Origin of the sequence: Mitsuaria sp. CC2 (genome assembly GCF_048957715.1) — a bacterium.
Taxonomy (GTDB): domain Bacteria; phylum Pseudomonadota; class Gammaproteobacteria; order Burkholderiales; family Burkholderiaceae_C; genus Roseateles.
The window spans coordinates 215,330-235,320 of the sequence record NZ_JARVXN010000015.1 but is presented as its reverse complement, the minus strand read 5'-3'; the positions used below and the strand labels follow the sequence as shown (position 1 = coordinate 235,320).

The following is a 19,991-nucleotide window of genomic DNA, read 5'->3' as shown; positions in this document are numbered from 1 at the left end:
ATCGTGCGTGGGTCGACTCCTACAGTCCGCTCGTCCCACCGCTCCCCCGGTGGTCGTGCGCAGGAGCACCTCGATGAACGCATCCCGTTGGGCGGTCCCCGCCTCCTACTTCAGCATGGTGCTGGGCCTGACCGGCCTGGGCAACGGCTGGCGCGTGGCGGCGCGGCTGTGGGGCTTCCCCGCCTGGATCGGCGAGGCCGTCATGGCGGTCGCCGTGACGGTGTGGGCGGTGCTGCTGCTGCGTTTCGCGATCAAGTGGATCGCCGACCGCGACGCGGCCAAGGCCGAGGCCGCGCATCCCATCCTCTGCTGCTTCATCGCGCTGGTGCCCGTGGCGACGATGCTCGCCGGCATCGGCGTGCTGCCGCATGCGCATGGCGTGGGGACGGCGATCATCCTCGCGGGCGCGACGGCATCGCTGCTGTTCGGGCTCTGGCGTCACGGCGGCCAGTGGCGCGGCGGCCGCGACGAGAAGACCACCACCACCGTGCTGTACCTGCCCACCGTCGGCGCCAACCTGGTGTCGGCGATCGCGATCTCGGCGCTCGGCTGGCCGACCTGGGGCCAGCTGTTCTTCGGCGCCGGCGTGCTGGCCTGGATCGTCCAGGAATCCATCATCCTGGGCCGCTTCCTGACCGTCGAACCGCTTCCGCTGGCGCTGCGCCCGACGGTCGGCATCCAGATGGCGCCTCCCGCCGTGTCGCTGCTGGCCTACGCGGCGGTCACCACCGGTCCGCCGGACATCGTCGCCCGCATGCTGCTGGGCTACGCGATCGTGCAGGCGCTGATGGTCCTGCGTCTGATGCCGTGGATCCGCCAGCCGTTCACGCTGTCGTACTGGGCCTTCACCTTCGGCGCGACGGCGATCTCCACCGGCACCATGCGCTTCGCCGAGCGCGGTGACGATCCGGTCTTCACGACGCTCGCCCCGGTGCTCTTCGCGATGAGCAACGTCGTCATCGTCGGACTTTCGATCGCATCGGTGTTGTGGGTGCTTCGCGCGAAGCCGGCATCGGCGCCGGCCGCAGCGGCAACCGCCGCGCCGGCAGACCCGGCGCCGACGCGCTGAGCGCCAGCCGGGCTCAGATCACCCGTTCGCCGGCGGCCCTGACGCGCTTGCACAGCCCCGTGTAGGGCGCCTCGTCCGTGATCAGATGGACCGTCGCCGGCCACGCCTGCGCGGCCAGCGTTTCCAGCGCCTCCTGGCGGCGGCCGCCACGGCTCCAGCGCGTGAAGCGGATCACCACGACCAGCGCGACCGCGTCCGCATCCGCCGGGATCCGTCGACGCGCAATCCACGCCTCGACGATGTTCGGCGTCATGGCCGTGAGCTGGTGGCGCAGCGTCGTCAGCGCCTCGGCGGAGAAGCCGCTGGGCATCGCCTCGGCCTTCGCGTCGAGCTGGCCGACCTGCTGGTCGCGCGAGGCTTCCCATTCGGCGCGCTGGCGCCAACGCTCCGCGTACTCCTCGGCGCGCGGGTCTTTGCGCGGAACGAGGAACTCATAGGCGCGCTCGCAACCCGGGCGGATCGCGTCGCCGTCCAGGCTCATCGCCCGGTCGAGCAGCGCCAGGCCCGATTCGTCGTCCTTGTCGAGCCGCAGCAGGCCTTCCATGTAGAGCGCCGTCGCGCGGTCGGGATGCGCCGCGTTGAACGCGACGACCTGCGGCAGATGGTCCTCGTCCGGGCGCAGCTGGACGTCCAGGCGAAGCAGCTCGAACGCCTCTTCGACGGTGCGCTCGGGCAGCGCCTGCAGCACCTTCGCGCGCTCACGCAGCTCCGACCAATGACGGTGCTGGTCGCGCCAGCCCAGCAGGACGTCGTTGCGCCATTGCTGCTGGATCTCGCGCCGCAGCGTCGACACCGAGGCACCGAGCCAGACCGTCGCCGCCGAGTTCGACGCCGCCTCCGTCCCCAGATCGGCAGGCGGCAGCGTCAGTTGCGTGTCGGCCAGGCCCAGCGCGCGCAGGCGCTGTCGCAGCGACGGGTGGGTGTCGGCCACGCCGGGGTCGCGCGCGAGCGCCGCGTCCAGGTCCTTGCTCGACAGCGCCGGCGTCTGCGGCGCGGAGGCGGTGCGGGCCCAGCGCTCGGCGAGGTCCTCGGGCGGTGAGTTCTCCGAGCGCGCCGTCTTGAACAGGTCGGTCAGGAAGCGGTCATAGCTGCCGCCGCTGATGTTCACGCGCTTGAGGGCCGACGCGGCGGCAGCCGGGCCGACCAGCTCCGCAGCCGCGGCATCCGCCTGATACTCGTTGGCGCGCGCCAGCACGAAGGTGTAGGCGTTGAAGTAGGGCGCGTACCAGTCGACCGGCTTGCGCAGCAGGCGGCCGCTCCAGCCGCTCCAGTGCTCGGCGATGGCCTGGATCGTTCCCCAGGACAGGCGCAAGCGGTAGATGAAGGCGCCGAAGCGGCCGTGCGAACCGGCGAGATGGCCGTATTCATGCGCAACGACGGCCATCGCCTCGTCGGGCGTGGCCGCTTCCAGCAGCGGCAAGCCCAGCAGCAGGTAGTTGCGCGGGAAGCCGATCAGCCCGAACAACGGCCGCTGCACGACGGCGGCGTTCATCTCGTTGATCAGCAGCACGTGGTGGAAGCGCGGACCGCGCATCCGACGGCGCATGTCGTCGAGCGCCGCGAACAGCGCGGGCGCCTGCTCGCGCGTGACCGGCAAGCCGGTCGGCGCCGGCAGCCGCACGAACAGCGCGGAGAACGAGGCCTTCAGCAGGAACCACATCGGGAAGGCCAGCACGATCAGCAGCTTGCCGAGCTTGAGCAGCAGGATCAACGCCCCGCCGCCGCTGGAGATCATCCACCACGCCAGGCCGGCCAGCACCAGCAGCCCCGCACCGGCGAAGGACAGCAGCACCGCCAGCAGCACGAAGCCCGCCAGCGCCAGCAGCGCCACCTTCATCTTGTAGGCCTCGGGGGCCTGTTCGCTTTCCCGCTCCAGGCGGGCCACCATCTGCTCGAAGTCGGCAGTCTTCATCCTCGTTCCTCCCTCGCGCCCTCCGGCGCCGCTTGATTCCCCGGCGTCCGTTTTCCCGGCATCTCCTTCCTGCCGTCTGTTTCCTGCCGTCCGTTTCCTGGCGTCTGATGCGCCGCGGCCGGATTGTGAAGGGGGAACGGCGGCTCAGCGATCCCTCTCGTTGAGGAGATTCCCGGAGGTCGGGCGATCGTCGAAGGGCGCGAACACTTCCGCGACCCAGTCGACGAACAGTCGCAGCTTCGCGCTCAGGTGACGCGACGCCGGGTAGACGACGTGCAACGGGTGACGCGGCCGCGTCCAGTCGGTCAGCACCGTGCGCAGCGCGCCGCTCTCCAGGTGCGGCGACGCCGCGAAGCGGAAGGTCTGGCCCAGGCCCGCGCCGGACAGCAGCGCGCTCAGGTGCGCGGTGCTCTCGTTGACGGCCATCACGGTGTCGCCGGCGATCTGCAGGTGCTCGTCGCCGCGGTGGAACTCCAGCGGAAACGCGCGGCCCGTCAACGACGAGAAGTAGCCCGCGATCGCGTGGCCCGGCACGCGGGTCCGGTCCCCGGGGCCGTGGGCGCGGGCGATCAGCTCGGAGGGGTGTTTCGGCACGCCGCGCGCCTTCAGGTAGACCGGGCTCGCGCAGGTGACCCAGTCGAGGTCGGCGATACGGCGCGCCACCAGCGTCGTGTCCGCCAGTTCGCCGCCGCGGATCACGCAGTCGACGCCTTCGCCGATGAGATCGACGGGTCGGTCGCTGACGCCCAGGTCCACATGCAGCTCGGGATGGCGCGCGCGGAAGTCGGGCAGGGCGGGGATCAGGATCATGTTGGCCAGCACGGAGCCGATGTCCACGCGCAGTCGGCCCCGCGCCTGCGCGCGGGTCTGCGCGGCAAGCTCGTCCATCTCCGCGAGGTCCTCGATCAGGCGCCGCGCGCGCTCGTAGTACGCCGCGCCCTCGGGCGTCACGCTGACGCGCCGCGTCGTGCGTTGCAGCAGCCGCGTGCCGAGGTGACGACCTGGCGCGCAGCTGGATCCTCGACCTGAAAGGCCGCGCGATCCGCATCAACACGCTGTCTCCCGGCCCGATCCACACGCCGGGTCTGGTGGAACTGGCCGGTCCCGATCCGGTCGACCAGCAGGGCCTGCTGGACTACCTGACCTAGCAGCTGCCGATCGGCCGCATCGGCCAGCCGGAGGACATCGCGAAGGCGGCGGTCTACCTCGCCTCCGACGCTTCGTCCTTCGTCACCGGCATCGAACTGTTCGTCGACGGCGGGATGGTGCAGGCCTGAGGACCGGCGTCCTCAGATCTCCGAGTCCCACGGCTTCGACAGCCGCATCGCGCAATTGATGATGCCCACCATCGAGTAGGTCTGCGGGAAGTTGCCCCAGAGCTCGCCGGTGACCGGGTGGGTGTCCTCGGAGAGCAGGCCGAGGTGGTTGCGCGAGGCGAGCAGCGATTCGAACAGTTCCCGCGCCTGCTCGACGCGGCCGATGCGCGCGAGTGCGTCGATGCGCCAGAACGCGCAGATGTTGAAGGAGGTCTCGGGCTTGCCGAAGTCGTCGGGCGCTTCATAGCGGCGCATGTAGGGGCCGTCGCAGAGCGAGGCCTCCAGCGCGTCGACGGTCTTCACAAAGCGAGGATCCATCGGATCGATGAAGCCGACCTCGGTCATCAGCAGCACGCTGGCGTCGAGGTCCTTGCCGCCGAAGCTCTCGACGAAAGCCTGGCGTTGCTCGCTCCACGCGTTGTCGAGGATCTTCTGCTTGATCAACGCGGCCCGTTCGCCCCACAGCGCGGCGCGCTGCGGCAGCTTGAGTTCGCGCGCGATCTTGCACAGGCGGTCGCAGGCGGCCCAGTTCATCAGCACCGACGAGGTGTGCACGCGCGCCCGCGTGCGCAGCTCCCACATGCCGGCGTCGGGCTTGTCGTGGATGGCGAAGGCCTGCTCGCCGGCGCGCTCCAGCAGCGCGAACTCGTCGATGCCCGCGCGCTGGTGCAGGCGATGGTCGAAGAAGGACTGCGCCGAGCCCAGCACGATGTTGCCGTAGACGTCGTGCTGGAAATGCTCATAGGCCTGGTTGCCCGCGCGCACCGGGCCCATGCCCCGGTAGCCGCGCAGGTGCGGGACCATGTACTCGGTCAGCTTGGACTCGAGACCGATGCCGTAGAGCGGCTGCACGTGGCCGTCCTTGGACTGGCCGATGATGTTGCGCATCCAGCGGAGGTAGTCCTCCATCGTGCCGGTCTCGGACAGGCTGTTGAGCGCGCGCACGACGAAGAAGGCGTCGCGCAGCCAGCAGTAGCGGTAGTCCCAGTTGCGCTGCGTGTGCGGCGCCTCGGGCACGCTGGTGGTCATCGCGGCGACGATGGCGCCGGTCTCCTCGAACAGGCACATCTTGAGGGTGATCGCGGCGCGGATCACGGCCTCCTGCCACTCGATCGGGATGGCGAGCCGGCGCGTCCAGTCGCGCCAGTAGCTGATCGTCTTCTCCTCCAGCAGCCGGGCGGTGTCCTCGACGGATCGGTCCAGCGTCTCGTCGGGGCCGAAGATGAAGCTCATCGGCATGTCGAGCGCGAACGACGTCTCTTCCTGGACGTAGGTCAGCGGCGCGTTGGTGGTGAGACGGATGGTGCCTTCAGGGCCGACGAAGCGCAGGTGGTTGCTGCCGCGGGTGCGGGCCGGCTGGGCGGAACCCCACTGGATGACCGGCCGCAGGATGACGCGGATGCGGGGCAGGCCCTGGATGGGGCGCATGCGGCGCACCAGCATCATGGGGCGGTAGGGGCGGTCGTTGAGGAAGAAGCGCGGCATGAAGTCGGTGACTTCGATCGCGTTGCCGTGCGTGTCGTAGAGGCGGGTGCGCAGCACGGCGGTGCCGTGGTCGTAGGACTGCTCGCTGCGGGAAAAATCTTCCAGCTCGACCTGGAAGGTGCCGTCGGGACCGATGCCTTCCGGGGAGTCGATCAGCGCGTGGAAGACCGGGTCGCCGTCGAAGCGCGGGGCGCAGCACCAGACGACGCGGGCGCGGTCGTCGATCAGTGCGCTGACGGCGCAGTTGCCGACGAGGCCGAGTTTCAGAGAGGCTGCATCCATCGTTCCTCCTTCTTCGTCGTTCTTGCGATGTTGCACGGACGGGAACCGGGCAGCGGGCAAGGAACGTTCCCGTGGAGGGGGATTCCGCCTGGAGACGGGCGCTGTGTGAAGGCAACAGAGTGTGGGTGAGGGATCAAGCCGCCAGCCGGAAGGTGCTCACCAGTGCCGTGAGCTGCTCGGCCTGCGAGCGCAGGCTGCCCGCCGCCGCAGCCGATTCCTCGACCAGCGCGGCGTTCTGCTGCGTCATCTCGTCCAGGCGCTGCACCGCGACGTTGACCTGGCCGATGCCGTCCTTCTGCTCGGCCGCCGCCGTCGCGATCTCGCCGACGATGTCGGCCACGCGCCTCACGCCCTGGACGATCTCTCCCATGGCCAGCCCGGCGTTCTGCGCCAGCCGCGTGCCGGTGTCCACCCGCAGCACGCTTTCGCCGATCAGCGCCTTGATCTCCTTGGCCGCGCCCGCCGAGCGCTGCGCCAATGCACGCACCTCGCCCGCCACCACCGCGAAACCGCGACCCTGCTCACCGGCGCGTGCGGCCTCCACCGCCGCGTTCAACGCGAGGATGTTGGTCTGGAACGCGATGCCGTCGATGACGCCGATGATGTCGTTGATGCGGCGCGAACTCGATTCGATCTGCTGCATCACCGCGACCACCTCGCCGACGACGTCCCCGCCCTTGGAGGCCGAGACCCGCGTCGCGCTCACCAGATCGTTGGCCTGCTGCGCCGAGCTCGCCGTGTTGGCGACCGTGCCGGTCAGTTCCTCCATCGACGAGGCCGTCTCCTGCAGGTTGGAGGCGGTGGCCTCCGTCCGCGCCGACAGGTCCTCGTTGCCGGTCGCGATCTCGCGCGTCGCGACGTTGATGGTCTCGGTGCCGTCCCGCACCTGGCGCACCATGCGCCGCAGCGAATCCTGCATCGCGCTCAACTCGCGCAGCAGCACGCCGATCTCGTCGCTGCGGTCGACGACGATGTCCTGGCTCAGGTCGCCGCTGGCGATCGTCTGCGCCACCGCGCCGGCCCGCACCATCGGCGCCCGCACCGAATGCGTGATGCGCCACGCGATGAAGATGCCCAGCACCACCGCCAGGGCCGTCAGCGTCAGCATCAACGTCGCCGCCTGCGCGGCCTGCGCGCGCTGCTGTTCGGCGAAGGCGTCGGTGTCCTGCGAGATCAGCGTCACCAGCTTCTCGACCGACGCGAGGTAGCTGGTCGCCGCCGGGATCAGTGTCTGGTCGACCTGTCGCGCGCCGCCTTCCGGATCGGCCTTGATGGCGGCCATCACGCCCTTGCGGATGTCGACGTAGCGTTGCCGCTCCGCGGCGATCACCGGCAGCTGCGCCTTCTGCTCAGGATCGCCGATCGCCTGGTCGAGGCTGGCCTGCAGCCCGTTGATGCGCTCCGTGGTCTTCGTCATCTCGCCGGACAGGAAGCCGCTCAGGCCTTCGTGTCCGCCGGACTTGGCCATCGCCAGCACGCGGTTGAGGTTGAGCTCCGTCGCGGCGCGCCAGTTCGTGGCCATCAGCCGGCGCTGCTCCAGCGTGTGGAGCTGGTCGCTGAGCCTCACCATTTCGCGCAGCTTGTACACGCCCACGCCGGTCATGAGGGCCGCCATCGCGAGCACCGCCGCGAATCCGACCTGCAACAACGTCGTGATTTTCATCCGGCTCAGTGCGTGCAGCATGGCGTACTCCGATGGCGATGGTGCAATCGATTATGGGAGTGCCCTCAGGCCCCGGCAACACGAGGGTGAACCCGGATCCCTCGTCCGGGGGGCGATGGAATAAGGGGATGGGGCCGTTCCGAGACCAATCTCACGACAGGTGCCGGGTCATGCGTGGCGCGGACGCCGACACGGGACGGAGGTAGGCGCCTCGCGATCGCTCATGCCAGCCGGAACACCCGCACCAGCTCCGCGAGTTCCTTGGCCTGCTGCTGCAGGCTGTCGGCGGCCGCGCTGCTTTCCTCGACGAGCGCGGCGTTCTGCTGCGTGACCTGGTCCAGCTGCGTGACCGCGTGGCCGATCTGCTGGATGCCGCGAGACTGTTCGCCGCTGGCGGAGGCGATCTCGCCGATGAGCACGCTGACCTGGCGCACCTGATCGACGATGCCCTGCATCGCCGCGCCGGCGTCGTCGGCGAGTCCGGCGCCCGACTGCACCTGCTCGACGCTGCGTCCGATGAGCGCCTTGATCTCGCGCGCGGCCTGTGCCGAGCGCTGCGCCAGTGCGCGCACCTCCGACGCGACCACCGCGAAGCCCTTGCCCTGCTCGCCGGCGCGCGCGGCCTCGACCGCCGCGTTCAGCGCCAGGATGTTGGTCTGGAACGCGATGCTGTCGATGACGCCGATGATGTCGGCGATCTGCCGGGACGAGGTGCTGATGTCCTGCATGGTCCGCACCACCTGCTGGACCACGCCGCCGCCCTGGCCCGCGGCCTCGGCCGCGCGCGTCGCCAACGCGTCGGCCTGGCCGGCGGTCGACGCATTGTTCTGCACCGTGCTCGACAGCTCCTCCATCGAGGCTGCGGTCTGCTGCAGGTTGCTGGCCTGCTCCTCGGTGCGCTGGCTGAGGTCCAGGCTGCCGGTGGCGATCTCGCTGGAGCCGGTCGCGATGCTCTCGCTGCTGTTGCGCACGCGGCTCACGATGTCGCGCAGCGAGCCGGCCATGGCGTCCAGCGCGGCGATGAGCCGCGCGGCCTCGTCCTGGCCGGGCGTGGCGTCGCGGCTGCGCAGGTCGCCCTGCGCGACCGCCTCGGCGAAGTGGACCGCCTCCTGCATGGGCGCGGTGATCGAACGCGTCGTGAAGACGCCCGCGCCCAGCGCGACCAGCACCGCCGCCAGCGCGGCGGCCAGGCTCCAGCCGCGCACCGACGCGGCGGTCGATTCGGCGGCATGGAAGGACTCGGCGCCCACGCGCACCTGCAGCGCCAGCAGGGCGTCGATCGCGACCTTCGCCTGCGCTCCCAGCGTCACGATGCGGTCGCCGTAGATCGTCTGTGCCTTGGCCACGTCGCCGTCCTTCAGCGCGTCGCGCGCCGCCAGCAGCCCCTGCCGCACGTAGTTGCCGCGGACCTCGGCGAAGGCGTCCGCCAGCCGCTTCTCCTCGTCGGTGAGGTAGGTGGCCAGGTAGTCCTTCCACAGGCCGGTGATGCTCGCGATGTTGGCCTGCAGCTGCGTGTCCAGCGTCGACAGCTGGGCGGGGTCGCGGATCATCTCGGTGACCAGGATGCGGTTGCGCAGCATCAGGCTGTCGATGTCGCCGATCTGCTTGAGCGGGAGGGTCCGGTCCTCGTAGATCGTCTTGAGGTCGGCGAACACGCGGGCGCTGCCCTGGATGCCCAGCGCCGAGACCCCGAGGATCAGCAGCAGCATCAGGCCGAAGGCCAGCGACAGGCGCTTGCCGGTGTTGAAACGGCGCAGGAAGGTCATGGCGGTCTCCACGGGATCTTGTGAACGACGGATGCCGGAACCGATTGCACGATGTGTGCCAGCGACCGGGAGGCCCCGCAGGCCATCGACGACGAACCGCGTCCGCCGTGATGCGCGTCACGGCGCAGGATCCGCGCCGTCCGCGCCCGGAGGCGGGTCCTTGCGCGCGACCGGATCGACGAAGGAGACATGCCGGGTCCGTTGCTGCGCCGCCAACGCTTCGGCTTTCAATACGCCCAGGCGATAGAGCAGCGGGGTCTCCGGCAAGGGCACGCCCAGTTCGGCGAAGCGCTTGAGCGCCCGGTCGAATCCGCGGCGCGATTCCCAGTCCAGGCGCAGGAGCCGGGCCGCCTGCTGGCACGCCTTGCGCTCGTCGTCGACGTGCTGGGCCGTCGCGTGGGCGGAGTCCGGCCAGACCCAGCGCTGCAGCCGCGCGACGGTGACGAGATCGCGCGGCAGGCGCGACGGGCGCAGGCTGCCGCGGACCGGGCAGGCGATGTCCCACTGGTCGGCGAGGAGCTTGGTGACGCGGTTCAGGTCGTTCGCGTCCAGCCCGGTCGCGTCGCCCTCGGCCGGCAGGCGGCTCAGCAGGCCCTGCACGACGATGGACGCCGGCGCCGTCAGCAGCTCCCGGGGCGTCATGCGCAGCGCGGCGAGGAGGGTGTGCTTCTCGGCGGAGGTCGGCGTGACGGTGGCAGGACTGGTGGCGCCGATCGATGCGCCCGTCGATGCGCCGGTCCTCGCGCCCGGGAGCGCGGCTCTCGCGGCCCCCTTCGTGACGACCCGCCTGACGATGCTGTCGACGGCGCCCGCGAGGGATCGTCCGCTCGCACCCGGTGCGGCGGCGGGCAGTCGTGCCCGCAGGTCGGAGACGGTGTCCTTCAGCCGCGCGCTCATTTCGCGGAAGGCGGCGGTCGGCGCCAGTTCCAGGCAGCAGTCGTCGTCGCACAGCGCGTCGCGCAGGCTCGTCACCATGGCGAGCCGCACATCGGACGCCGCCGGGTCCGGGGCGCCATCCGGCGCCGCTCCGGGCACGATGGTGCATGCCTGCGCGGTCTTGCGAAACAGCACGGGGATGGGGGCGTCCGCGGCGTTGCGCAGGAACGGACGCGGCAGCGTGGTCTCGAACAGTCGAAGGGCCGTGTCCGTCGGAAGATCGACCGGCCCGCCCTGGGCGACGATGCCGGCGGCGCTGAGGCATTCGGTGCCGGGCAGTTCCCGCAGGAATCGATTGACCGTCGCCGCCGCGCAGCCTTCCGGCAAGGCGACCATGAGCGGATCGCGCGGCGCCGGGGGACGGGACAACCGCATCAGGCCGCGCAGGAAGCCGTCCGGCAACTCGTCGAGCATCGCCGCGCCCAAGTCGCGCAGGTCGGCCACGACCGTGCCGGCGCCAGTCAGGCGATGATGCAACGGATCGAGGACCGTTCGGTCGCCGCCGCGCGTCACGGTGGACAGGGTCTTCGTGAAGGTGAAGAGGGGGAGGGGGGGCAACATGCGGGCGGACCTCGACGACGGTCCGCCTGAGTGCCGCGACGGCGCGCGCGAGGCGCGTCCGGGGTGCTCGCCTCCCGGCGCTTACATGCTGCGCCGGTACTGCCCGCCCACCTCGAAGAGTGCCGCGGTGATCTGTCCGAGCGAGCACACCCGCACCGCGTCCATCAGCACGTCGAAGACGTTGCCGTTGGCTATCACGGCCTGCTGCAGGCGCTTGAGCATGGCCGGCGCCTCGGCCGCATGGCGCGCATGGAAATCGCCCAGTCGCGTCAGCTGGCCCTGCTTCTCGTCCTCGGTGGAGCGCGCCAGCTCGATGTGCTCCGGCACCGGGTCGCCGTGCGGGTTGCGGAAGGTGTTCACGCCGATGATGGGGTACTCGCCGGTGTGCTTCAGCATCTCGTAGTGCATCGATTCTTCCTGGATCTTGCTGCGCTGGTAGCCCGTCTCCATCGCGCCCAGGACGCCGCCGCGCTCGGCGATGCGCTCGAACTCGGTCAACACCGCCTCTTCGACCAGTTCGGTGAGCTCGTCGATGATGAACGCGCCCTGGCTCGGGTTCTCGTTCTTCGCCAGGCCCCACTCGCGGTTGATGACCAGCTGGATCGCCATCGCGCGACGCACCGATTCCTCGGTCGGCGTGGTGATCGCCTCGTCGTAGGCGTTGGTGTGCAGCGAGTTGCAGTTGTCGTAGATCGCGATCAGCGCCTGCAGCGTGGTGCGGATGTCGTTGAAGGCGATCTCCTGCGCGTGCAGCGAGCGGCCCGAGGTCTGGATGTGGTACTTCAGCTTCTGGCTGCGCTCGTTGGCGCCGTACTTGTCGCGCATCGCCACGGCCCAGATGCGGCGTGCGACGCGGCCCAGCACGGTGTACTCCGGGTCCATGCCGTTGCTGAAGAAGAAGCTCAGGTTGGGCGCGAAGTCGTCGATGTGCATCCCGCGCGCGAGATACGCCTCCACGAAGGTGAAGCCGTTGGACAGCGTGAAGGCCAGCTGCGAGATCGGGTTCGCGCCCGCCTCGGCGATGTGATAGCCGCTGATCGACACCGAGTAGAAGTTGCGCACGTCGTGGTTGACGAAGTACTGCGCGATGTCACCCATCACCTTGAGCGAGAACTCGGTCGAGAAGATGCAGGTGTTCTGGCCCTGGTCCTCCTTGAGGATGTCGGCCTGCACCGTGCCGCGCACGTTGGCCAGCACCCAGGCGCGGATCTTGGCGGCCTCGTCGGCCGTCGGCTCGCGGCCGTTGTCGGCCTTGAACTTCGTCAGCTGCTGGTCGATGGCGGTGTTCATGAACATGGCCAGGATCGACGGCGCCGGGCCGTTGATGGTCATGGACACCGAGGTCGTCGGGTGGCACAGGTCGAAGCCGTCGTACAGGACCTTCATGTCGTCCAGCGTCGCGATGCTGACGCCGGAGTTGCCGACCTTGCCGTAGATGTCGGGACGCGGCGCCGGATCGGCGCCGTAGAGCGTGACCGAGTCGAAGGCCGTCGACAGCCGCTTGGCCGGCAGGCCCTCGGACACCAGCTTGAAGCGCCGGTTGGTGCGGAAGGCGTCGCCCTCGCCGGCGAACATGCGGGTGGGGTCCTCGCCCTCGCGCTTGAAGGCGAACACGCCGGCCGTGTACGGGAAGCTGCCCGGCACGTTCTCCAGCATCAGCCACTTGAGCAGCTCGCCCTGGTCCTCGTACGGCGGTAGCACGACCTTGCGGATCTTGGTGCCCGACAACGAGGTCGACACCAGCGCGGTGCGGATCTCCTTGTCGCGGATCTTCACGACGTACTCGTCGCCCGCGTAGGCCTGCTGCATGTCGGGCCATTGTGCGAGCAGCTGGCGCGCGTCCGCGTCGAGCTTCGCCTGGCGGGATGCGGCGAGCGCTTCCAGCGAGGACAGCGATGCGGCGTGCGTCTGGGCATCGCCCGAAGTCGCGACGTTGCCGAGCATCGCGGCGCTGGCCGTCAACTGCTGGATCTCGCGGGCCAGTCGCGCCTGCGCCCGCGCCCGCTTCTTGTACGAACGCACCGTGTCGCCGATCTCGGCGAGGTAGCGCGAACGCGCCGGCGGCACGATGGGCGTCTGGTGGGTGCTGAAGCGCGTGTCGGCGACCGGCAGGCGGCCGTCGCGGAGCACCAGGCCGAGTTCGGTCAGGCGGGGCTTCAGCGCCTGGTAGAGCGCGGTCACGCCGTCGTCGTTGAAGCGGCTGGCCATGGTGCCGAAGACCGGCAGTTCCTCGGCCTTCTTCCCCCACGCTTCCTTGTTGCGCTGCACCTGCTTGGCGACGTCGCGCCACGCGTCGGCCGCGCCCTTGCGGTCGAACTTGTTGATCGCGACGAACTCGGCGAAGTCCAGCATGTCGATCTTCTCGAGCTGGCTGGCCGCGCCGAATTCCGGCGTCATCACGTACATCGGCACGTCGACGTGCGGCACGATGGCCGCGTCGCCCTGGCCGATGCCGGAGGTCTCGACGATGACGAGGTCGAAGCCCGCGACCTTGGCCGCGGCGATCACGTCGGGCAGCGCCTGCGAGATCTCGGAGCCGAAGTCGCGCGTGGCGAGCGAGCGCATATAGACGCGTTGTCCGGCCGCCCAAGGCGCGATCGCGTTCATGCGGATGCGGTCGCCCAGCAGCGCGCCGCCGCTCTTGCGGCGCGACGGATCGATCGAGATCACGGCGATGCGCAGCGCATCGTCCTGGTCCAGGCGCAGGCGGCGGATCAGTTCGTCGGTGAGAGAGGACTTGCCCGCGCCGCCGGTGCCGGTGATGCCGAGGACAGGGATGCGCAAGCCCTTGGCGGCGTCGCGCAGCGACTGCGTGAAGGCCGCATCGGCGCGGCCGTTCTCCAGCGCCGTGATCGCCTGCGCGAGCGCGCGCCAGGCGCCTTCCGAATGGCCTTGCAGCGCGGCGACGGCCTTCGGCGCGGCGGCGCTGAGGTCCTGGTCGCAGCGCATGACCATCTCGCCGATCATGCCCATCAGGCCCATGCGCTGACCGTCCTCGGGGCTGAAGATGCGCACGCCCTGGTCGGCCAGGTCGCGGATCTCGGCCGGCACGATCACGCCGCCGCCGCCGCCGAAGACCTGTATCTTCTCGCCGCCGCGCTGGCGCAGCAGCTCCACCATGTACTTGAAGTATTCGACGTGGCCGCCCTGGTAGGAGCTGACCGCGATCCCCTGCGCGTCTTCCTGCAGGGCGGCGGTGACGACTTCGTCCACCGAGCGGTTGTGCCCCAGGTGGATGACCTCCGCGCCCATGCTCTGCAGGATGCGCCGCATGATGTTGATCGCCGCGTCGTGCCCGTCGAACAGGCTGGCGGCGGTCACGAAGCGGACCTTCTGGGTGGGGCGGTACTCGGCCAGGGCCTTGTACTCGGCGGACATCTCGGTCATGACGTTTGTCTCCGGCGTGGGGGCGCGGTCGCCTGCGGCAGGCGAGGGTGGTCCCGCCGCGGCGCCTGTCGTGGGTCGACCCCTTCTGGGGATCGATCGTGTGCGCCAGATTCTAGGTGCCGGTTGACGTTTACGTAAACGTGAGAAGCCCGTGCTTGTCGACGCGCGAAGAGCGGGAAATCCCTAGGAATCCTCAGGACGACGAGGCGCCGCGGCGACGGACCAGCGCCCCGAGCGCGCCCAGGCCGGCCAGCATCAAGGCCCAGGTGCCGGGCTCGGGGACCACGGCCACGCGCAGGAAGGATTGCCGGTAGTCCACCCCGTCGGTGCCGAAGGCCGTGTACGCGTTGACCACCCCACCGTCGGCGTCCGTCACGCCGGTGATGCCGTCCCAGTACAAGCCTGTGGAGGTGACGTCGATCGTCGATCTCGACCGTGCGGTGAACGGGGCGCTGCTGTCATCGCTCAGCACGGCGGTGATCGTGCTGGCGTACAGACGCAGGTCCAGATGGATGGGGCGCCCGAACGCGAACTGGATCGACAGCTCCTGCAACCCCGAGGTGGCGTGAGGAGGCTCGTAGACGCTCCACGACCCGTTCGTCTCGGTTTCCAGCCGGAAGTACTGGATGCCGACGGTGTCCGGCGTGTACTGCCAAGGCGGATCGGGCGGCGGGCGGGGCACGCCTTCGGACTGCAGGGACACGTTGGCGCCCCAGCTCGTGTCGGCGGTGTAGCGGCCCAGCTCGCCCGGCGGCTGGCCGAGCTGTCCCGAGCGGCTGGTGATGCCTTCATAGTTGATGCGGAAGTTCATCCATCCCAGGGTGCCGGCGGCACAGGTCGCGCACTGGATGACGATGTCGTCGCTGAGCGAGCTGGATACCGTTGAGCGAACCTCCGCCGCCTGCAGGGGCGCATGCACCGAGATCTCGGCATCGGCCGTCATGCCGGCCCACAGCCGGCCATGATCCGCGCCGCTCCAGCCGACGCTGAATGCATTGGCGAACTGGTCGCCGTCGCGATACGAGTTGCCCTGGCCGTAGCTCAGCATCAATCCCGGGAGGATGGCGACGTCCTGCACGGCGCCCCGGTCCGGCTGTCCCGGGACACGTGTCACGTAGTCCTGGGCGGCGCGGTATTGGGCCGCGTTCGCCAGGGGCGCGAACAGCGCGCCCACCAGGGCAGCCATCGCGAGGGGAGAGGTCCAGGTGGACAGCTGGGTCATGACGGACTCCCCGCACCGGCTCGTGGTGCGTGGTCCGACAGTAGTCCTCGGCGACGGCTGATGCAGCCCCTGGAAAACACGACCGCGGGCACGCCGCGTGCGGACCTCCGGGCGCGTGGATTGCTCCCGGCCGGCCCCCGGGTTCACCGTGCCTTGCCGCACGGCATGGAACTTGCGCCGCGTCTCTCGTGAAGCCGCCGCAAGCCCCCGCCGCCAGCCCGGAGCCGCCCGCCCCGGCGGGACTGCGCGTGCTCGTCATCGACGACGGTGCGCATCGCGCGGACCTGCTGCGCGACGAACTCGCACGCCAGGGGCACGAGGTGGTCGGCGTCATCGAGCAGGCGACCCTGATCCACGACTGCGTGCTGCGTCTGCAGCCGGACGTCGTGATCGTCGACGCCGAATCGCCGACGCGCGACACGCTGGAGAACCTCGCCACGCTCAACGCGAAGATGCCGCGACCGGTGGTCGTCTTCGCCGAGGACGAGGACCGCGGCACCATGCGCCGCGCGATCCAGGCGGGCGTCAGCGCCTATGTCGTCGCGGGCCTGCAGACGCAACGCCTGGCACCGGTGCTGCACGTGGCGATCGCGCGCTTCGAGCAGGATCTGGCGCTGCGCGCGGAACTGAGCCAGGCGCAGGCGCAACTGGCCTCGCGCAAGCTGGTCGACAAGGCCAAGGGCATCCTGATGCGCGAGCAGGGGCTGGACGAGGACCAGGCCTACCAGCGGCTGCGCAAGCTCGCGATGGACCGCGGCGAGGCGATCGGGCAGGTCGCGCGGCGCGTCATCGACGCGCACGAGCTGCTGCGGGGCTGAACCGGGACTGGGTGCACCGCCGCGGCGCACGGGTGCCGCAGGACGGTGCGTGCGAACCGCCGGTCGTGTTCAGCTACGCCGACGCCGCGCCAGCGCGCCCAGCGCCGCCAGCCCGCCCAGCATCAGCACCCAGGTGCCGGGTTCGGGCACGGCCGTGATTGCCAGCGCGTAGTCCATGCCTTGCGCGTTCAGCGCCGTGAAGTCGTTGATCTGGACGTCGTTGGCGAAGACGGTCAAGCCGCCCCAGGCGAGCGTGTGGCCCAGGTCGGTGAGGCCGTCGGACCAGGCCTGTCCTCCGCCTTCATTCGCCCCGGCCCACGCGAGGACCTGGGCGCCCAGGCCGAAGGAGAGGTGGATGGGCTTGCCGAACACGAATTCGATGGACACGGACAGCCCGTCGAAGTCGCCCCAGGCGGTCTCTCCGTTGGGGGTGAGCAGATGGGTCTCCCAGCCGCCGCTGGAGTCGTAGGACGTGTCGATCTGGTTTTCCCAGTCGTAGGGAATGCCTTCGGACCGGATGCTCACGCCCGAGCTCCAGGTCGTCTGGGTCTGGAACCAGCCGCCCGCATTGCGCCCGCCATCGCGGGTCTCCGTCGAGGCGCCGCCGCCTACGCCGCCGTAGAGCCGGCCGATGCTGCCTTCGACGCAGGTCGGGCAGGTGATGATGAACGTATCGGCGAAGCCCGCCGATCCGGTGGCTTCCACCACGGTGCCCGCCGACAGCGAGTCGTGGGCGATCGACGCGGTGCCCTGGGAGTAGGCCTTCGCCCAGCCCCAGCCGGCCTGACTCCACACGTTGGCGGAGGACGACACGGAGACGCCCGGCTCATCGACCGTGACCGTCGAGGACAGTGAGCGGATCTCTCCCGCCGCGAAGTCGCCGTACGACTCCTTCCACACGTCGCGCTGTCCGGAGGTGCGGATGCTGATCGAGTTGGAACTGTGGAAGGTCGCGGCCTCGACGGGGCCGATGACGCTCAGCGCGAGGACGGTGATCGCGGCAGCGCTCAGGGCGCTTCCGCGCGATCCGAAGCTTCGGATGGCAGGCATGAGGTTCTCTCCCTTGCCGCATCGTTCACGGCGGCTTCACGGAAGGTAGTGCAGTACGGGTCGGACCGCGGCCCCTCGAATCCGCTTCCGCGGGCACGCGGCGTGCACGGCATTGGCACGCTTCGTGCAAGTACATCGGCAAGCCCTCACAACGGCGTGAGGGCCGCCCCAAGAAGGTTCGGACAAAGGCGTCCGATCGCACCCGCGCACCGCGCCGGGTCGATCGTGACGCCTTTTTTCTTTGGTCGATGCACTTTGACGGCGCGGCACCGCGCCACCCGGAGGTCCTGAATGCAACACGGTTCCCAGGAGGGTCTGATGAGCGCTGAACGTCGCAAGCTGCTCGCCACCGGCGCGGCGCTGGGCGGGCTGTCCGCGCTGCCGGGCGGCGGCGCGTACGCCGCCGGTTCCGACAAGCCGGAGAAGGAGGAAGTGCGCATCGGCTTCATCCCGCTGACCGACTGCGCGTCGGTGGTGATGGCCGCCGCGCTGGGCTTCGACAAGAAGTACGGCATCAAGATCATCCCGACCAAGGAAGCCTCCTGGGCCGGCGTGCGCGACAAGCTCGTCAACGGCGAGCTCGACATGGCGCACGTGCTCTACGGCCTGATCTACGGCGTTCAGCTGGGCGTGGCCGGTCCGAAGAAGGACATGGCCGTGCTGATGACCCTGAACAACAACGGCCAGGCGATCACGCTGTCGAAGAAGCTGGCCGAGGCCGGCGCGGTGGACGCGGCTTCGCTGGCCAAGGTCATGAAGAAGGACAAGCGCGACTACACCTTCGCGCAGACCTTCCCGACCGGCACGCACGCGATGTGGCTCTACTACTGGCTGGCCGCCGCGGGCGTGAACCCGATGAAGGAGGCCAAGGTCATCACCGTGCCGCCGCCGCAGATGGTGGCCAACATGCGCGTGGGCAACATGGACGGCTTCTGCGTCGGCGAGCCCTGGAACCACCGCGCCATCATCGACGGCATCGGCATCACCGCCGCCACGACGCAGGACATCTGGAAGGACCACCCGGAGAAGGTGCTGGGCACCACCGGCGACTTCGTCAAGAAGTACCCCAACACGGCGCGCGCCGTGATCATGGCGGTGCTCGAGGCCGGCCGCTGGATCGACGCCAGCCTGTCCAACAAGCAGAAGATGGCCGAGACCATCGCCGACAAGGCCTACGTCAACACCAGCGTCGACGCGATCAACCAGCGCATCCTGGGCCGCTACCAGAACGGCCTGGGCAAGACCTGGGACGACCCCAACTACATGAAGTTCTTCAACGACGGCCAGGTCAACTTCCCCTGGCTGTCCGACGGCATGTGGTTCCTGACGCAGCACAAGCGCTGGGGACTGATCAAGGAACACCCGGACTACCTCGGCGTCGCGCGCCAGGTCAACCAGATCGAGCTCTACAAGCAGGCCGCCTCGGCGCTGGGCGTATCGGTGCCCAAGGAGACGATGCGCTCGGCGAAGCTGTTCGACGGCGTCGTCTGGGACGCGAAGGATCCGGCGAAATACGCGGATTCGTTCAAGGTCCGCGCATGACGCGCGCCCCATCTGTCCCTTCAGCTTGCCCCTTCTGATCGACGCAGGAGCCCACCATGGTCAGTGCCGTCTTCCATTCCGCCGACGACGCGTCGGGCGACGCGATGAGCGTGTCCGTCGCCACCCCCGTGCCGCTGGCGCGCGACGCGGCCAACGAGCCGGTGGCCACGCCGGCGCCGGTCGCCCGGCCGCCGCGTGCCGGCATCGACTGGCGCGCCGTCTGGATGCGCGTGCTGCCGCCGCTGTGCGGCCTGGGCCTGCTCTGGCTGGTCTGGTTCGTGGCGACCATGAAGGGCGGCGAGTTCCCCACGCCGGGCCAGACCTGGGACGCGGCGGTGAAGCTGTTCGCCGATCCGTTCTATCGCAACGGGCCGAACGACCAGGGCATCGGCTGGAACATCCTGAACTCGCTGCAGCGGGTGGCGCTGGGCTTCGGCCTCGCGGCGGCGGTGGGCATCCCGCTGGGCTTCATCATCGGCCGCTTCGAATTCGCGAGCCGCATGCTGTCGCCGCTCATCAGCCTGCTCAAGCCGGTGTCGCCGCTCGCGTGGCTGCCCATCGGCCTGCTGGTGTTCAAGAGCGCCAACCCGGCGGCGATCTGGACCATCTTCATCTGCTCGATCTGGCCGATGGTGGTCAACACCGCCGTCGGCGTGCAGCGCGTGCCGCAGGACTACCTGAACGTCGCCCGCGTGCTGCGGCTGTCGGAGTGGAAGCTGGTGACGCGCATCCTGTTCCCCGCCGTGCTGCCCTACATGCTGACCGGTGTCCGGCTGTCCGTGGGCACCGCGTGGCTCGTGATCGTCGCGGCCGAGATGCTGACCGGCGGCGTCGGCATCGGCTTCTGGGTCTGGGACGAGTGGAACAACCTCAACGTGCAGCACATCCTCATCGCGATCTTCGTGATCGGGATCGTGGGCCTCATGTTGGAGTGGTTCCTCATGGCGCTGGCCAAGCGCTTCTCTTTCGATGACTGACCGTC

Annotated in this window: 13 protein-coding genes and 1 pseudogene; 5 read left to right on the top strand and 9 right to left on the bottom strand. The window is 69.5% G+C overall.

All coding sequences use genetic code 11. The annotated features are described in order from the left end of the window. Window positions 1-73: 73 nt before the first annotated feature. Entirely contained in the window at window positions 74-1,069 is a 996-nt protein-coding gene (tehA, locus tag PV762_RS11440; RefSeq protein WP_421035153.1) for a dicarboxylate transporter/tellurite-resistance protein TehA, read from the top strand. A gap of 13 nt (window positions 1,070-1,082) precedes the next feature. On the opposite strand, the gene PV762_RS11435 is transcribed toward tehA, so the two are convergent. Further along, entirely contained in the window at window positions 1,083-2,981 is a 1,899-nt protein-coding gene (locus tag PV762_RS11435) for a M48 family metalloprotease (protein WP_421035152.1), read from the bottom strand. A 144-nt stretch (window positions 2,982-3,125) separates the two neighbouring features. Next, complete coding sequence (locus PV762_RS11430) at window positions 3,126-3,932, bottom strand: LysR substrate-binding domain-containing protein (protein WP_421035151.1); 807 nt, start codon at window positions 3,930-3,932, stop codon at window positions 3,126-3,128. Between the two features lie 50 nt (window positions 3,933-3,982). On the opposite strand from PV762_RS11430, the pseudogene PV762_RS11425 reads away from it, so the two are divergent. Next, a pseudogene (locus PV762_RS11425) lies at window positions 3,983-4,258 on the top strand (SDR family oxidoreductase); the annotation flags it as partial. A gap of 12 nt (window positions 4,259-4,270) precedes the next feature. Here the strand turns inward: PV762_RS11425 and PV762_RS11420 are convergent. The 6 genes from PV762_RS11420 to PV762_RS11395 form a co-directional block, all read right to left on the bottom strand. Continuing rightward, a complete protein-coding gene (locus PV762_RS11420; RefSeq protein WP_421035150.1) occupies window positions 4,271-6,064 on the bottom strand; it encodes a glycoside hydrolase family 15 protein in 1,794 nt (597 codons plus the stop codon). Window positions 6,065-6,197: 133 nt separating this feature from the next. Then, a complete protein-coding gene (locus PV762_RS11415) occupies window positions 6,198-7,748 on the bottom strand; it encodes a methyl-accepting chemotaxis protein (RefSeq protein WP_421035149.1) in 1,551 nt (516 codons plus the stop codon). 200 nt (window positions 7,749-7,948) lie between these two features. Next, window positions 7,949-9,493 carry a methyl-accepting chemotaxis protein gene (locus PV762_RS11410; RefSeq protein WP_421035148.1) on the bottom strand — a complete coding sequence of 515 codons (1,545 nt, stop codon included), beginning with the start codon at window positions 9,491-9,493 and terminating at the stop codon, window positions 7,949-7,951. A gap of 117 nt (window positions 9,494-9,610) precedes the next feature. Beyond that, window positions 9,611-10,990, bottom strand: a complete 1,380-nt coding sequence (locus PV762_RS11405; RefSeq protein WP_421035147.1) for a hypothetical protein — start codon at window positions 10,988-10,990, stop codon at window positions 9,611-9,613. Window positions 10,991-11,071: 81 nt separating this feature from the next. Further along, a complete protein-coding gene (gene icmF / locus PV762_RS11400; RefSeq protein WP_421035146.1) occupies window positions 11,072-14,377 on the bottom strand; it encodes a fused isobutyryl-CoA mutase/GTPase IcmF in 3,306 nt (1,101 codons plus the stop codon). A gap of 193 nt (window positions 14,378-14,570) precedes the next feature. Beyond that, entirely contained in the window at window positions 14,571-15,599 is a 1,029-nt protein-coding gene (locus PV762_RS11395; protein WP_421035145.1) for a PEPxxWA-CTERM sorting domain-containing protein, read from the bottom strand. Window positions 15,600-15,787: 188 nt separating this feature from the next. Here PV762_RS11395 and PV762_RS11390 point away from each other — a divergent pair, with 188 nt between their 5' ends. Beyond that, the gene (locus tag PV762_RS11390; protein WP_421035144.1) at window positions 15,788-16,417 is read left to right on the top strand and encodes an ANTAR domain-containing response regulator; all 630 of its coding nucleotides are present in this window, start codon (window positions 15,788-15,790) and stop codon (window positions 16,415-16,417) included. 69 nt (window positions 16,418-16,486) lie between these two features. Here the strand turns inward: PV762_RS11390 and PV762_RS11385 are convergent, their stop codons facing one another. Next, complete coding sequence (locus tag PV762_RS11385; protein WP_421035143.1) at window positions 16,487-17,467, bottom strand: PEP-CTERM sorting domain-containing protein; 981 nt, start codon at window positions 17,465-17,467, stop codon at window positions 16,487-16,489. Window positions 17,468-17,785: 318 nt separating this feature from the next. Here PV762_RS11385 and PV762_RS11380 point away from each other — a divergent pair, with 318 nt between their 5' ends. Beyond that, on the top strand, window positions 17,786-19,009 hold the full coding sequence (locus PV762_RS11380; RefSeq protein ID WP_421035142.1) for a CmpA/NrtA family ABC transporter substrate-binding protein: 1,224 nt from the start codon (window positions 17,786-17,788) through the stop codon (window positions 19,007-19,009). 104 nt (window positions 19,010-19,113) lie between these two features. Then, window positions 19,114-19,986, top strand: a complete 873-nt coding sequence (gene ntrB / locus PV762_RS11375; RefSeq protein WP_421035235.1) for a nitrate ABC transporter permease — start codon at window positions 19,114-19,116, stop codon at window positions 19,984-19,986. Window positions 19,987-19,991: the final 5 nt, after the last annotated feature.

Bases quoted from the DNA above. Each gene is read 5' to 3' on its own strand.
- tehA (WP_421035153.1), top strand. From the start codon at position 74: ATGAACGCATCCCGTTGGGCGGTCCCCGCCTCCTACTTCAGCATGGTG.
- PV762_RS11435 (WP_421035152.1), bottom strand. From the start codon at position 2,981: ATGAAGACTGCCGACTTCGAGCAGATGGTGGCCCGCCTGGAGCGGGAA.
- PV762_RS11420 (WP_421035150.1), bottom strand. From the start codon at position 6,064: ATGGATGCAGCCTCTCTGAAACTCGGCCTCGTCGGCAACTGCGCCGTC.
- PV762_RS11415 (WP_421035149.1), bottom strand. From the start codon at position 7,748: ATGCTGCACGCACTGAGCCGGATGAAAATCACGACGTTGTTGCAGGTC.
- PV762_RS11410 (WP_421035148.1), bottom strand. From the start codon at position 9,493: ATGACCTTCCTGCGCCGTTTCAACACCGGCAAGCGCCTGTCGCTGGCC.
- PV762_RS11405 (WP_421035147.1), bottom strand. From the start codon at position 10,990: ATGTTGCCCCCCCTCCCCCTCTTCACCTTCACGAAGACCCTGTCCACC.
- icmF (WP_421035146.1), bottom strand. From the start codon at position 14,377: ATGACCGAGATGTCCGCCGAGTACAAGGCCCTGGCCGAGTACCGCCCC.
- PV762_RS11395 (WP_421035145.1), bottom strand. From the start codon at position 15,599: ATGACCCAGCTGTCCACCTGGACCTCTCCCCTCGCGATGGCTGCCCTG.
- PV762_RS11385 (WP_421035143.1), bottom strand. From the start codon at position 17,467: ATGCCTGCCATCCGAAGCTTCGGATCGCGCGGAAGCGCCCTGAGCGCT.
- PV762_RS11380 (WP_421035142.1), top strand. From the start codon at position 17,786: ATGAGCGCTGAACGTCGCAAGCTGCTCGCCACCGGCGCGGCGCTGGGC.
- ntrB (WP_421035235.1), top strand. From the start codon at position 19,114: ATGAGCGTGTCCGTCGCCACCCCCGTGCCGCTGGCGCGCGACGCGGCC.